This is a genomic window from Erwinia sp. MMLR14_017, assembly GCF_033657285.1.
GTDB lineage: Bacteria > Pseudomonadota > Gammaproteobacteria > Enterobacterales > Enterobacteriaceae > Erwinia.
This window is the reverse complement of record NZ_JAWVWP010000003.1, coordinates 347,643-362,098: the sequence shown is the minus strand read 5'-3', so window position 1 is coordinate 362,098 and position 14,456 is coordinate 347,643. Positions and strand designations below refer to the sequence as shown.

The 14,456-nt window shown below is 55.0% G+C and carries 13 protein-coding genes; 3 read left to right on the top strand and 10 right to left on the bottom strand.

Features of this window, described 5'->3' with window-relative positions; translation table 11 throughout:
* Positions 1–132: 132 nt before the first annotated feature.
* The 6 genes from SD961_RS07150 to SD961_RS07125 form a co-directional block, all read right to left on the bottom strand.
* On the bottom strand, positions 133–1,278 hold the full coding sequence (locus SD961_RS07150) for a glycerate kinase (RefSeq protein ID WP_318789698.1): 1,146 nt from the start codon (positions 1,276–1,278) through the stop codon (positions 133–135).
* Between the two features lie 76 nt (positions 1,279–1,354).
* On the bottom strand, positions 1,355–2,239 hold the full coding sequence (gene garR / locus SD961_RS07145; RefSeq protein ID WP_318789697.1) for a 2-hydroxy-3-oxopropionate reductase: 885 nt from the start codon (positions 2,237–2,239) through the stop codon (positions 1,355–1,357).
* A 22-nt stretch (positions 2,240–2,261) separates the two neighbouring features.
* Positions 2,262–3,032, bottom strand: a complete 771-nt coding sequence (gene garL / locus SD961_RS07140) for a 2-dehydro-3-deoxyglucarate aldolase (RefSeq protein WP_318789696.1) — start codon at positions 3,030–3,032, stop codon at positions 2,262–2,264.
* A gap of 21 nt (positions 3,033–3,053) precedes the next feature.
* Complete coding sequence (gene gudD / locus SD961_RS07135) at positions 3,054–4,394, bottom strand: glucarate dehydratase (protein WP_318789695.1); 1,341 nt, start codon at positions 4,392–4,394, stop codon at positions 3,054–3,056.
* 25 nt (positions 4,395–4,419) lie between these two features.
* The gene (locus tag SD961_RS07130) at positions 4,420–5,757 is read right to left on the bottom strand and encodes an enolase C-terminal domain-like protein (protein ID WP_318789694.1); all 1,338 of its coding nucleotides are present in this window, start codon (positions 5,755–5,757) and stop codon (positions 4,420–4,422) included.
* Positions 5,758–5,766: 9 nt separating this feature from the next.
* Complete coding sequence (locus SD961_RS07125; protein WP_318789693.1) at positions 5,767–7,110, bottom strand: MFS transporter; 1,344 nt, start codon at positions 7,108–7,110, stop codon at positions 5,767–5,769.
* A gap of 523 nt (positions 7,111–7,633) precedes the next feature.
* On the opposite strand from SD961_RS07125, the gene garD reads away from it, so the two are divergent.
* Positions 7,634–9,193, top strand: coding sequence for a galactarate dehydratase (garD, locus tag SD961_RS07120; RefSeq protein ID WP_318789692.1), 1,560 nt, complete (start codon positions 7,634–7,636; stop codon positions 9,191–9,193).
* 63 nt (positions 9,194–9,256) lie between these two features.
* On the opposite strand, the gene SD961_RS07115 is transcribed toward garD, so the two are convergent.
* From SD961_RS07115 to syd, 4 genes are all read right to left on the bottom strand, one after another.
* Entirely contained in the window at positions 9,257–9,706 is a 450-nt protein-coding gene (locus SD961_RS07115; protein WP_318789691.1) for a flavodoxin, read from the bottom strand.
* A gap of 24 nt (positions 9,707–9,730) precedes the next feature.
* Entirely contained in the window at positions 9,731–10,507 is a 777-nt protein-coding gene (truC, locus tag SD961_RS07110; RefSeq protein ID WP_318789690.1) for a tRNA pseudouridine(65) synthase TruC, read from the bottom strand.
* Positions 10,507–10,833: a YqcC family protein gene (locus tag SD961_RS07105; protein WP_318789689.1), complete on the bottom strand. Its 327-nt coding sequence runs from the start codon at positions 10,831–10,833 to the stop codon at positions 10,507–10,509. Before SD961_RS07105 ends, truC begins: the two co-directional genes overlap by 1 nt.
* A gap of 573 nt (positions 10,834–11,406) precedes the next feature.
* Positions 11,407–11,955, bottom strand: coding sequence for a SecY-interacting protein (gene syd, locus SD961_RS07100; RefSeq protein WP_318789688.1), 549 nt, complete (start codon positions 11,953–11,955; stop codon positions 11,407–11,409).
* Between the two features lie 85 nt (positions 11,956–12,040).
* On the opposite strand from syd, the gene queF reads away from it, so the two are divergent.
* Together queF and ppnN are read left to right on the top strand one after the other, a co-directional pair.
* On the top strand, positions 12,041–12,886 hold the full coding sequence (queF, locus tag SD961_RS07095) for an NADPH-dependent 7-cyano-7-deazaguanine reductase QueF (protein ID WP_318789687.1): 846 nt from the start codon (positions 12,041–12,043) through the stop codon (positions 12,884–12,886).
* A gap of 186 nt (positions 12,887–13,072) precedes the next feature.
* Positions 13,073–14,437, top strand: coding sequence for a nucleotide 5'-monophosphate nucleosidase PpnN (gene ppnN, locus SD961_RS07090; RefSeq protein WP_318789686.1), 1,365 nt, complete (start codon positions 13,073–13,075; stop codon positions 14,435–14,437).
* Positions 14,438–14,456 lie beyond the last annotated feature (19 nt).

Genomic DNA, 14,456 nt, shown 5'->3' with positions numbered 1-14,456 from the left:
GCTTCACCATCATGGTGCAAGAAACGGAAATTCTGCTCTGACAGCTATTGCGGAAGTATTGTTCACCGGACGCGCGAACGAAGTGGGACGATAAGCGTCGTCCCCCTGTTTCACCGTGAAGAGTGACGGAAACTACTGCGCCAGCTGCTGCCCAATAGCTAACGTGGCAGCGATGTTTCTTGCGCTAAGGCGCACATTTTCCGCAGCGTTATCCAGCGCCTCTTCAAGCGTGCAGATGGTATAGATCACGCTGAACACCGCATCCAGTCCATGCTGATGCACCACGCCCACATCCGGGGTCAGGCTGCCTGCAATTCCTATCACCGGCTTGTTATAACGTTTAGCGACCTTTGCCACCCCTATCGGCACCTTGCCATGAATGGTCTGGCTGTCGATCCGACCTTCGCCAGTAATGACCAGCGAGGCGTCACGCACCAGCTCATCCAACCCCAATGCTTCGGTGACAATTTCAATGCCCCGCCGCAGCTCGGCCTGACAGAACGCATGCAGCGCCACGCCCATCCCGCCAGCCGCACCGCCGCCAGCAATGGTTAACACATCAATATCCAGCTCACGGTGGATCACTTCAGCGTAGTGGGCCAGCGCCCGATCCAGCTGTTCAACCCGCTCTGCGCTCGCCCCTTTCTGTGGCCCAAATATGGCTGACGCGCCCTCTTTGCCCAACAGCGGGTTAGTCACATCGCAGGCCACTTCAAAACGACATTGCGCTATACGGGGATCAAACTGGCTCATATCGATGCTGACTAATTCAGGCAGTTGCCCGCCACCGTAGCCAATCTGCCTGCCCTGCTTATCAAGCAGCTGTGCGCCTAATGCCTGCACCATGCCCGACCCGCCATCGTTGGTGGCGCTCCCGCCGATGCCGATAATAAAATGCTTAACGCCTTTATCGAGCGCGCTGCGGATCAGCTCTCCCGTGCCCCAGGAGGTGGTAACCAGCGGATCGCGCTTTGCGGCAGGAACCAGCTCAAGCCCGCTGGCGGCCGCCATTTCAATGTAGGCACAGCTTTCATCACCGGAGAGGCCATAAAAGGCGTTCACGGGTTCGCCCAGCGGGCCAGTGACCTCAAGCCGGATAATTTTGCCGCTGGTCGCCGCTACCATCGCCTCGACAGTTCCCTCTCCGCCATCTGCCACCGGCAGTTTGACGTAGTGCGCGTCGGGGAAAATTTCGCGAAACCCCAGCTCGATCTGTGTGGCGACCTGCTGAGCCGACAGGCTCTCTTTATATGAATCCGGTGCGATTACTATTTTCATACGGTATCCGGGCGCGTTGACCTGGCGTTCACCAGGCAGTGCCGTTACCGGCCTGCATAAAGGCCGGACCACGGGACTATTTGCTGATTTCTACCTTCGCTAACTTCTCATAATAGCAAGCCAGCGCGCTATGGTCGGCAGTGCCCAGCCCATCGGCTCGCAGCGCCTGCATCATTTCCATTACTGCTGCCGTTAGAGGCAGCTGAGCGCCGACGCCGTGTGAGGTATCCAGCGCATTGGCTAAATCTTTGATATGCAGATCAATACGGAAGCCGGGTTTAAAATTACGCTCCATTACCATCGGCGCTTTGGCATCCAGTACCGTGCTGCCTGCCAGCCCACCGCGGATCGCCTGATATACCAGGTCAGGATTAACGCCTGCTTTGGTTGCCAGCGTCAGCGCTTCAGCCATCGCTGCGATGTTTAGCGCGACAATCACCTGGTTAGCCAGCTTGGTTACGTTGCCTGCGCCAATATCACCGGTATGCACCACCGATCCCGCCATCGCTTTCATGATGTCGTAACACTTATCAAACAGCTCTTTGTCGCCACCCACCATTACCGACAGGGTGCCTTCAATCGCTTTAGGCTCGCCACCGCTAACCGGTGCATCCAGCAGCGCGATATTTTTCTTTGCCAGCTCATCATGAATTTCACGGCTCGCCAGCGGCGCAATAGAACTCATATCAATAATAATGGTTCCTGGTTTTGCACCCTGAATAACGCTCTCTTCACCGAGTAACACTTCTTTCACCTGCGGGGAATTTGGCAGCATGGTGATAATGACATCGCTCTGCTCAGCAACCTCTCTGGCGCTGCCTGCCGTGGTTGCACCAGCGCTGACCAGCTCCGCTTCGTTTTCCGGATTATGGTCGCGAACAACCAGTGAATAGCCTGCTTTTACCAGGTTTTTGCTCATGGGTTTGCCCATGATGCCGAGACCAATAAAGCCAATTTTCATCTTGTTTCCTCCAGAAACGGGGTTATTTTTTAAAGCGATCGCACAGTGCCTGCGTGGCACCACGGAAGACGCCTACATCACTGCCTACGGCAACGAATCCGGCGCCCCACTCCAGATAACGGCGGGCATCGACCTCAACCGGCGCCAGAATACCGCTGGGTTTGCCTGCGGCTTTTGCCCGCTCAAACAGATATTTGATCACCTTCAGCACTTCCGGATGGGCTGGCTGCCCGAGGTAACCTAAGGCGGCCGACAGGTCGCCAGGCCCGACAAAAATCCCGTCCACGCCCTCTACAGCGGCAATGGCATCAATATTGTCGACGCCCTGCTGCGTTTCGATCTGCACCAGCACCGTCACGTTGTCATTGATCGTGCTGTTGTAGTCCGGCACCGTGCCGTACATGTTGCTGCGGTGTGAAACCGACACGCCACGGATGCCGGCTGGCGGATAGCGGGTTGAAGCCACGGCACGCACGGCTTCCTCTTCGGTTTCAACAAACGGGATCAGGAAATTCGAGAAGCCGATATCGAGCAGACGCTTGATAATCACTGGCTCATTGGTAGGCGGACGCACCACCGGAGCACTTACGCTGCCCTTCAGGGCCATCAGCTGAGGCACAAAGGTGGTGATGTCATTCGGCGCGTGCTCACCGTCGAGCACCAGCCAGTCAAATCCGGCCAGGCCCAACACTTCCGTGGTCAGCGGGTTGGCCAGCGCGCACCAGCTGCCAATCAACGTTTCGCCAGCCAGCAGGCGCTGACGGAAACTGTTGGGATTGCTTACATAGCTCATCAGTAACTCCTGTGAAAAGAATTAGCGCACCAGACAAGGGCGTTTGTTATCAAAGGTCCAGTTCGGCACCAGGAACTGCATAGCCTGCGCATCATCGCGTGCGCCCAGCCCATGCTGAAGGTAGAGCTGATGGGCCTGCATGACTTTATCCATATCCAGCTCCACGCCCAGTCCGGGAACTGTTGGCACCTGCACCTTGCCGCCTTTAATTTGCAGCGGTTCACGGGTCAGACCCTGATTGCCTTCCTGCCAGATCCAGTGGGTATCAATAGCGGTGATCTTGCCAGGCGCAGCAGCGGCCACGTGGGTGAACATTGCCAGCGAAATATCGAAATGATTATTGGAGTGGGAACCCCAGGTGAGGCCAAAATCGTGGCACATTTGCGCCACGCGCACCGAGCCTTGCATGGTCCAGAAGTGTGGATCAGCCAGTGGAATATCTACTGACTGCAAAGAGAGAGTATGACCCATCTGACGCCAGTCGGTGGCAATCATGTTAGTGGCGGTAGGCAGGCCGGTGGCACGGCGGAATTCCGCCATCACCTCGCGGCCTGAATAGCCCTGTTCCGCGCCACAGGGATCTTCAGCATAGGCGAGCACGCCTTTGAGCTGTTTGCCCAACGCAATCGCTTCGTTCAGCGACCAGGCCCCGTTGGGATCCAGGGTAATACGGGCATCCGGGAAGCGTTTCGCCAGAGCAGTGACGGCTTCCGCCTCTTCGCTGCCAGCCAGCACGCCGCCCTTCAGTTTAAAGTCGTTGAAGCCATATTTTTCATAAGCCGCTTCCGCCAGCCGGACCACCGTTTCCGGAGTCAGAGCCTCTTCATGACGAAGGCGATACCAGTCACAGCTGTCATCAGGCTGGCTTTGATAAGGCAGGCTGGTTTTGCTTCTGTCGCCTACGTAAAACAGATACCCCAGCATTTCGACTTCATCACGCTGTTGCCCGTCACCCAGCAGGGAGGCCACGTTCACGCCAAGATGCTGACCAAGCAGGTCAAGCAGTGCGGCTTCAATCCCGGTTACTACGTGAATAGTGGTACGCAGATCGAAAGTCTGGTTTCCTCTGCCTGCCGCATCCCGGTCAGCAAAGGTCTGCCGGACCTGGCTTAACAGGTTTTTATACTCACCCAGCCCGTGTCCGGTAATCAGCGCGGCAGCCTCTTCCAGCGTTTTGCGGATTTTTTCTCCGCCGGGGATCTCACCCACGCCGGTGTGGCCGGAGTTGTCTTTAATGATGACAATATTTCGCGTGAAAAACGGTGCGTGTGCTCCGCTCAGGTTCAGCAGCATGCTGTCGTGACCAGCCACAGGAATAACCTGCATTTCCGTGATTAACGGGGTGCCTGTAATCGGGATCATACCCTCTTCCTTCTACAAGTTAGGTTCAGCGTCCAAAGGCGGGACGTTTACGATCGAACGTCCAGCCAGGGACCAGATACTGCATTGAGGCCGCGTCGTTGCGGGAGCCGCCAGGCAGCGTTTTGTAGAGCGCATGCGCTTTTTCAATCTGCGCCCAGTCCAGCTCAATGCCCAAACCTGGCGCGTCCGGCACGGCGATTTTTCCGTTGGTAATTTGCAGCGGATTTTTGGTCAAGCGCTGATCGCCCTCCTGCCAAATCCAGTGGGTGTCGATGGCGGTGGGTTTTCCCGGCGCAGCTGCAGCCACGTGGGTAAACATCGCCAGCGAAATATCGAAATGGTTATTGGAGTGACAGCCCCAGGTCAGCCCCCACTCATCACAGAGCTGGGCTACGCGCACTGCACCGCTCAGCGTCCAGAAATGGGGGTCAGCCAGCGGAATATCCACCGCATTCAGCATGACTGCGTGGTTCATCTCGCGCCAGTTAGTGGCAATCATATTGGTTGCCACAGGCAGACCGGTAGCGCGCCGGAATTCAGCCATTATTTCCCGGCCTGAGTAGCCCTGCTCGGCACCACAAGGGTCTTCGGCATAGGTCAGAACGTCCTGCATGCCTTTGCACAGGGCGACAGCTTCGTCCAGCAGCCAGGCACCGTTAGGATCGACGGTTATCCGGGCATCGGGAAAACGCTTTTTCAGCTCTTTAGCCGCTTCAATCTCCTGCTCGCCGGGCAGCACACCGCCCTTCAGCTTAAAATCTTTAAAACCATATTTGTCCTGCGCCGCTTCGGCAAGACGCACTATAGCGGCGCTGTCCATCGCCTGTTGATGACGAAGGTGATACCACTCATGCCCCGCCTGCTCACCGGCAAGGTAAGGCAGATCGGTTTTTTCACGGTCGCCGATATAAAACAGATAACCCAGCACGGTGACTTCATCACGCTGCTTGCCGGGGCCAAGCAGCTCCGCCACCGGCACGTTCAGGCACTGGCCTAATAAATCCAGCAGCGCAGCTTCCAGTGCCGCCACCGCATTGACCCGCAGTTCAAACGTCCAGGCACCCTGACCAAAAGTATCAAAGTCAGCAGACTGATTGCCCTTATGCACCTCCTGCACCACACGATTCATGCGGGCAACTTCCTTACCTGTTACCTGAGGTATGGCTTCCATCAGCGTCTGGTAGATGGTTTCGCCGCCCGGCGCCTCGCCCACCCCGGTATGCCCTGCGCTGTCCGTCAGCACCACAATATTGCGGGTGAAGTAAGCGCCATGCGCGCCGCCAATATTCAGCAGCATGCTGTCATGTCCAGCAACGGGGATAACTTTCATCCCGGTAATAACAGGAGTGCTTTGCGTGGTCATAACTTGTCCTTACAGATGTTTCAGTTCGATGCGCTTGATGTCCTGCACCAGCACCAGGTAACTCAGTACGGCGACAAAAGCGTGAATGCCGACGTAAATCAGCGCACCGTTGTACGAGCCGGTAGTAGCAATGATGTAACCGATAGCAATCGGGGTGACGATGCCGGAGATATTGCCGAACATATTGAACAACCCACCGCTCAGCCCGCTGATCTCTTTAGGCGCAGTATCTGCCATCACCGCCCAGCCCAGTGCGCCAATCCCTTTACCAAAGAACGCCAGCGCCATAAAGAACACCACTACCCATTCGGTATCGACGTAGTTACACACCACCATCGAAATAGAGAGCAGCATGCCAAGCACGATAGGGGTTTTACGGGCAATATTTAGCGAGCCGGTTTTACGCATCAGCCAGTCGGAGATAATCCCACCCAACACGCCGCCAAGGAAGCCGCAGATAGCGGGTATAGAGGCGATCATCCCCGCTTTCAGAATCGACATGCCGCGTGCCTGAACCAGATAGACCGGGAACCAGGTGATAAAGAAGTAGGTCAGCGCGTTGATGCAATACTGCCCAAGATAAACACCGATCATCATGCGTGAGGTTACCAGCTGCTTGATCTGATATTTCTTCTCCGCCCAGCTCACCTTCCGCTCTACTTTTTTCTGATCCATGTTGATCAGCGCACCGCCCTGCTCCATGTACTCCAGCTCAGCTTTGTTCACGCCTGGGTGGTCATTAGGATCGTGGATCACTTTCAGCCAGATAAAGCTGATCACGATGCCGAGTCCACCCATGAACCAGAAGACATGTGCCCAGCCTACTGACGAGACCAGCCAGCCCATAATAGGTGCAAAGATAACCGTGGCGAAGTACTGTGCTGAGTTGAAAATCGCCACGGCGGTACCGCGCTCTTGCGCCGGGAACCAGGCCGCGACTATGCGACTGTTACCGGGAAAGGAGGGCGCTTCTGCCAGCCCGACCATGAAGCGCAGCATAAAGAGCGCGGCAATGACCGTGAAGCCGCTGAACAGGTCAACAAACCCCTGTAGCAGGGTGAAGAGTGACCAGAGAAAGATGCTCCAGAAATAGACTTTTTTCGAGCCGAAGCGGTCAAGCAGCCAGCCGCCGGGGATTTGGCCTATGACATAAGCCCAGGAGAATGCGGAGAAGATATAGCCCAGGCCAACCGGGTCCAGCCCGATATCTTTGGACATAGCGGAACCGGCAATCGCAATGGTCGCACGGTCCCCGTAGTTGAAAGAGGTAACGATAAATAACATCACCACTATCCAGTAGCGAGCATTAGTTTTTTTTTGCACGGCGCTCGCAGCACTGCTGATTGAATTCATGAGACACTCCTGAAATAGTGCGGTCAGGCAAACTCACTCTGGACAGCATACACATCGCGTTGGGTATCAGAATGATGTTGGGTTGAACACGGCGATTATTTTGCAGAATCGTTAACGCCCAGCAGAAAAAATATCTTTTCGTTCCAGTGGCTAAAAAGTATATGAACTGCGCTCAGGTAACACATCGGCATTAAGCCCTATAAACTGGCTTAAAAAACGTAATTCTTATGGCAAATGCCCAATGCGCTGCGCGATGGCTCACGGTTCGGATCCGTTCTGCGGCGGGGGTCACACTCCCGCCGCTTTCCCCTTGTCTTTGTGAGCATTCTCACTGATATCTGTACGTCTGCCATAAAAAGAAGGCGACAGAAAGGTATTAAGTCGGACATATGCATAATGTATTTGGCTGGTTGCGCTTTTATACTGGTCGCCAGCAGAATCATGATTACCCGTAACAGAAGAGATCGTTCCTCAGGAAGAGAAAATAAACGCTTACCTCACTTATTTCAGGACTTGTCGAGCAATGAATATTCCCAGAAACGATCCGCCTCTCTATATCAAAGTGCATGAAAACGATAACGTTGCCATCGTGGTCAATAATAATGGCCTGACCGCAGGCACTGAATTTCCCTGCGGACTGATATTAAAAGAGCATATTCCTCAGGGACATAAAGTTGCCCTGAGCGATATTGCTGAAGGCAGCAATATTATTCGCTATGGCGAAGTTATCGGCTACGCGGTGCGTAATATTTCACGCGGAGGCTGGATTGATGAATCGCTGGTGGTGCTTCCTGACGCGCCTGAGCTGACAACTCTGCCGCTGGCCACCAATATCCCCCCAGCCCTGCCAAAGCTTGAAGGTTATACCTTCCAGGGCTATCGCAATGCTGACGGCAGCGTAGGCACCCGTAATCTGCTGGCGATCACTACCAGCGTGCACTGCGTGGCTGGCGTGGTGGACCATGTGGTGAAAATCATTGAACGCGATCTGCTGCCGAAATATCCCAACGTCGACGGCGTGGTAGCGCTGAATCACCTTTATGGCTGCGGCGTGGCGATCAACGCGCCTGCCGCCGTGGTGCCTATCCGCACCATCCATAACCTGGCGCTGAACGCCAACTTTGGCGGAGAGGTGATGGTTGTGGGGCTGGGCTGCGAAAAACTTCAGCCAGAACGCCTGCTGGAAGGCACGCCCGATGTTCAGACCATTTCGCTGGGCGAAGAGGATGTGATCCGGTTGCAGGATGAAAAGCATATTGGCTTTGAATCGATGGTCACCGATATTTTGCAGGTAGCAGAGCGTCATTTACAGCGGTTGAACCAGCGCCAGCGGGAAACCGTTCCGGCGGCTGAGCTGGTTGTTGGAATGCAATGTGGTGGCAGCGATGCTTTCTCGGGCGTAACCGCTAATCCTGCCGTGGGGTTTGCTTCGGATCTGCTGGTTCGCTGTGGTGCAACGGTGATGTTTTCTGAGGTTACCGAAGTCCGTGATGCCGTGCATCTGCTTACGCCGCGCGTTGCCAGCGTTGAAGTAGGCAAACGGCTGCTTGAGGAGATGGCCTGGTACGATAATTATCTGGATATGGGTAAAACCGATCGCAGCGCTAACCCTTCTCCGGGCAATAAAAAAGGAGGTCTGGCTAACGTAGTGGAAAAGGCGCTGGGATCTATCGCGAAGTCGGGACGGAGCGCTATTGTCGAAGTTCTTTCCCCCGGTCAGCGTCCGACTCAGCGCGGGCTGATTTATGCCGCCACGCCAGCCAGTGATTTCGTCTGCGGTACGCAGCAGATGGCTTCAGGCATCACGCTTCAGGTCTTTACTACCGGGCGAGGCACACCCTATGGCCTGGCAGCCATTCCGGTTATCAAAATGGCGACCCGCACGGCGCTGGCCGATCGCTGGCATGACCTGATGGATATCAACGCGGGCACTATCGCCACCGGTGAAGAGACTATTGAGCAGGTAGGCTGGAGATTGTTTGAACTGATTCTGGAGATTGCCAGCGGCAGCAAACAAACCTGGTCCGATCGCTGGGGAATTCATAATGCGCTGGCCGTTTTCAATCCGGCACCGGTGACGTGAGCCAGTGTCTGCGGCAGGCGTTTTTCTTACCGCGCCTGAGAGCAGGCGCGGTAAGGGCTGACTTCAGCTAATCAGCTTTGCCCAGGCTTCTACCCAGGGAGAAGTAATCTCTTCCGGCTCCGGATATTCCGTCGCATCAACTAACAGCACTTCTCCCAGTCGCGTTGCGCTGTGCTCCTGCAGCAGCGCATCAAACGACTTTCCACCTCCGCAGAAATCGTCATAGCTACTGTCGCCCAGAGCGATCACACCGTAACGCAGGGCTGGCTGGTGGCCCATCTTATCCTTGATGGCCTGGAACAGCGGCGCGATACTGTCTGGTAAATTGCCCTGCCCAGTAGTCGAAGTGATCACCAGCACCACCTGATCGGCGTAGCGCTGCCAGTCATCCAGCGTGGGATCTTCGAAAATTTTCACCTGGTGGCCCAGATCGGCCAGCAAAGGCTCAGCCTCTTCAGCCACCATCAGCGCGTTACCGTATACGGTGCCAACAAAAATACCTATCTGAGCCATGCAATTCTCCGTTTCTGGCGCTTATTAAGTGAGACTATCCTGAAGGTTAGTCGTCATAAACTCAACCCTCGGAAGCTCGGGAAGGCACGCTTCCCAACCAAAAGCGGACATGCAGCCCTGCCAGACGGGGTCCAGACCGGCCCGCAACAGCAGCGGTTCGCCCGTCACCGGATGCGTCAGGCTCAGTTCGCTGGCGTGCAGCATCAGCCTCTTCATGCCGAAATGCTGCGCGGCGCTGCGGTTCTGTTTGAGGTCACCGTGGGCGCTGTCCCCAATAATGGGGTGACGAAGGTGGCGCAAATGACGGCGTAACTGATGCTTACGCCCGGTTTCGGGCTTTAGCTCCACCAGACTGAAGCGCGACGTCTCATAGCAGCTCACCGCTACCGGCAACTCCGCTTTTGCTAACGCTTTCCAGTGCGTAACGGCAGACTGGGGCGCTTTATCCGCCACGCTGAATTTGTCGGCAATTTTGTCCCGCTCTTCGGTCAGCGCATAATCCAGGGTCTCTTCCCCTTCCAGCCAGCCTCTGACCACCGCGTGATAGGTTTTTTGTAACGCGTGCTGTTCAAATTGTTGCGACAGAAGCCGGGCTACCTCGGCCGACAGCGCCAGCAGCAGCACGCCGGAAGTAGGACGATCGAGGCGATGCACGGTAAAAACATGCTGACCAATCTGGTCACGCAGGGTTTGCATAACAAAAACCGTTTCGTGGCGATCCAGCCAGCTACGGTGGACCAGCCAACCGGAGGGTTTGTTCACCGCCACCAGCCAGCGATCCTGATAGATAATTTCCAGCATTAAGCATCCTGCCCAAACAGCTGATCCAGCTGATTCAGGGCGTGCAGAAGCGGGGCACGTGCGGGAATTTCGCCCTCAAGCGCCACTTCGTAATAGGGAGCGATCGCCAGTTTTTCCGGCAGCGGAGCGCCTGCATCCAGTATTGCACGCATGCGCGGCAGAAATATCCACTGCAGCCACTGCAACGGCATCATGGTGTCCACGCAGAAAGGCTCCACGCTGTTAAACGCTTCGCTGGTAGGTGCACAAACTTGCCACAGACCCGCCTCATGTAATAGTTGCTCAATCGCATCAAGGCGATGCAAAACCTGGGTTTCACGGCTCATTGGCAGTTCTCCTTGGTCAGATGATCGGAAGGCAGCAAGCATACCACTCAGCGCTGTGCTCTGGAAAAGTATGGACAAAAAAAGGGAGCACTGTGTAAACAGTGCTCCCGGTTCGTTTGCAGCTATCCCGCCACGCTTATGCTCCCTGCTCGTCCGTGATAACTTTGTCCCTGAGTGTTCCCTACTTTTCACCTTGCTGGTGTGTCCCTTGCATCCCGGCACGCCATCTTCATGACAGCTCACAATCTCCATCCTGGAGGTGTCCCTGATCTCATCCTGAGATATCCTTTCTTCATCCTGAAGACTTTCCCTGCTTCCTCTTCCCGAGGTGTCCTGACTTATTGCTAAGCCACACTTCCTTTTGGTGGCGTTATTCTGCCCTAACTGTATAAGCAGACAATATGGCTGACAGCGAAATGTCGTGCTTACCGCTTGGCTAGCGCCAGCTATAAGAGCAACTTTATGATTTTTAATCAATTGCAATAAAAACCACATTTTATACACGGCTATTTTCAAGCGATCTCTTACAGCTTACGTGAGAGATCTCTTACAAAACCTGGCGCTTTTTAATATTCAGGGTAAGACCACCGCCAGCTCGGTGGTGAACTGCTCCAGGTCTGGCGCCAGAACGGTGCGTTTTTTGGTGCCCAACTGCTCCAGCACCACTTCCCCACTGAGATTGCACACGGAAATCACCTCAAGTTCAGAGGAGGTGGTGGCGATAAACAGAGTTGGCGACTGCTTTAAACGACGCTTCATAACCAGATGTCCAATGAGATTTTCTTGTACGCGCAGAAAATCTTCCTCGCTCCATGTTTGCAGCAGCGTACAGCTCAGGCCGCCAAACGTGGCGGACATATCTCCGGCAAACTGCGAACTATACCAGGCCACTACAGAGGGCTGGATACGTAACTCCACTGCCCGCTCAACCGCTTCCAGGTTTTGCGCCAGGGTGAAGGGCTGCGGCAGCCAGAAGAGATCTTCTTCATTGGTTTGCTGGATGCAGGGCGAAGGCACGCCAAGGAGTTCGGCACTTGCCGGAGGATGGCCGCATTCGCGGATCCAGTCATCACAATATTTACGGGTAAAATCCGTTAAGGCCAGGGCCGTTTGTTCAATCATTCTTTTTTCACTCTCTGTTGCCTGAGTTACACTAAGGCTAACTGTGCACTACCGCCTGCAAGCCGCAGGCCATAAGGTAATTAAGATGTCTTCTAAGGCTCCACATCAGGCATTAACCAACCTGACACTGGGAAAACCCACAGAGTATCACGATAAGTATCAACCCTCTTTACTGCAAGCCGTACCGCGCAGCATGAACCGTGAACCGCTGGGGCTCTATCCGGACTCCCTGCCTTTTCATGGTGATGATATCTGGACGCTGTACGAGCTCTCCTGGCTGAATGAGAAAGGCCTGCCGCAGGTTGCTATAGGCGAAGTGACGCTGAAAGCGGACAGCCAGAACCTGATTGAGTCCAAGAGTTTCAAACTCTATCTTAACAGCTTCAACCAGACAAAATTTGCCAACTGGGGCGATGTTCGTACCACGCTGGAGCGCGATCTCAGCGCCTGTGCGCAGGGGGAAGTCAGCGTTGCACTGTTCCGGCTACAGGAAGTGGAAGGTCAGCCCATTGGGCACCTTGCCGGCTACTGCATTGATGAACAGGATATTGAAATTGATAACTATCAGTTCACCACCGATTATTTGCAGCAGGCGACACAACCTGAAATTGTGGAAGAGCAGCTGGTCAGCCATCTGTTGAAATCCAACTGCCTGATTACCAACCAGCCAGACTGGGGTTCGGTGCAGATCAGCTATCGTGGGCCGCGTATTCAGCGTGAAGCGCTGCTGCGTTATCTGATCTCTTTCCGTCATCACAACGAATTCCACGAGCAGTGTGTCGAACGCATTTTCAACGATATTCTGCGCTTTTGTCAGCCAGAGCAGCTAAGCGTTTATGCCCGCTACACCCGTCGGGGCGGGCTGGATATCAATCCGTGGCGTAGCAACGGCGCGTTCCGGCCAGGCCATTCCCGTCTTGTAAGGCAGTAATCAGCACGGTTTTGCGCACCATCCCGCATTAGCAGGACGCGATCCCTTGTTAAATCAGGACGGACAAGGCTACTCTGGAGTGGGCACAGGTAACCACCTGGCCCAGGGACTTTACTCTCCATGTTGTTCCGGCTGAACGGCCACAAATGGAGTGACTACCACCCGTACGGGTGTAAAGGAGTTAATTTGATTACACATGTCAGCCCCTTAGGCTCAATGGATCTGCTCTCTCAACTGGAAGTCGATATGCTGAAGCAGACGGCCAGCAGCGACCTCTACCAGCTGTTCCGTAACTGTTCTCTTGCCGTCCTTAACTCCGGAAGTCAGACCGACAGCAGCCATGAGCTGCTCTCCCGCTTTGAAAATTTTGATATCAACGTGCTGCGACGCGAGCGCGGCGTAAAACTTGAGCTGATTAATCCGCCTGAAGAGGCGTTCGTGGATGGCAGGATCATCCGCTCGCTGCAGGCGAACCTGTTTGCCGTGCTGCGCGATATTCTGTTTGTGAATGGACAGATCGACAGCGCTGGTCGCTTCCAGCACCTTAATATTGAAGACTCGGTGCAGATCACCAACATGGTGTTTTCAATACTCAGAAACGCCCGTGCGCTGCACGTTGGGGAAGAACCCAATACCGTGGTCTGCTGGGGCGGCCACTCGATCAACGCGGTGGAATATCAATATTGCCGTAACGTCGGGTCGCAGCTGGGCCTGCGCGAGCTGAACATCTGTACAGGCTGCGGGCCGGGGGTGATGGAAGCCCCGATGAAAGGCGCCGCCGTCGGTCACGCGCAGCAGCGCTATAAAGAGGGCCGCTTTATCGGCTTAACAGAGCCTTCGATCATCGCCGCAGAGCCGCCTAACCCGCTGGTGAATGAGCTGATCATTATGCCGGATATCGAGAAACGCCTTGAAGCGTTTGTCCGTATTGCGCATGGCATCATCATTTTCCCCGGCGGCGTAGGGACCGCAGAAGAGCTGCTCTACCTGCTGGGTATTCTGATGAGCCCGCACAACCAGGAGCAGGTTCTGCCGCTGATTCTGACCGGGCCGAAAGAGAGTGCGGACTATTTCAACGTGCTGGATGAGTTTATTGTCAGCACGCTGGGCGAGGCCGCCCGTCAGCACTACACCATCATTATTGATGATGCCGCTGAAGTGGCTCGCCTGATGAAAAAAGCGATGCCGAAGGTAAAAGAGCACCGACGGGAAACGGGCGATGCTTACAGCTTTAACTGGTCGATTCGCATTGCGCCCGATCTGCAGGTGCCGTTTATACCTACCCATGAAAACATGGCGAATCTGAATCTCTATCCCGATCAGCCTGCCGAGCAGCTTGCCGCTGCGCTGCGGCGCGCGTTTTCCGGGATCGTGGCTGGAAACGTCAAGGATATGGGGATCAAAGCGATCAAAGAGAAAGGCCCTTATAAGCTGCACGGCGATCGGGAAATGATGCGCCGCATGGATGATTTATTACAGGGATTTGTGGCTCAGCACCGCATGAAGCTGCCGGGTACCGCCTACATCCCCTGCTACGAAATCATTAAATAAACTGCTCACAGGAGCGGCG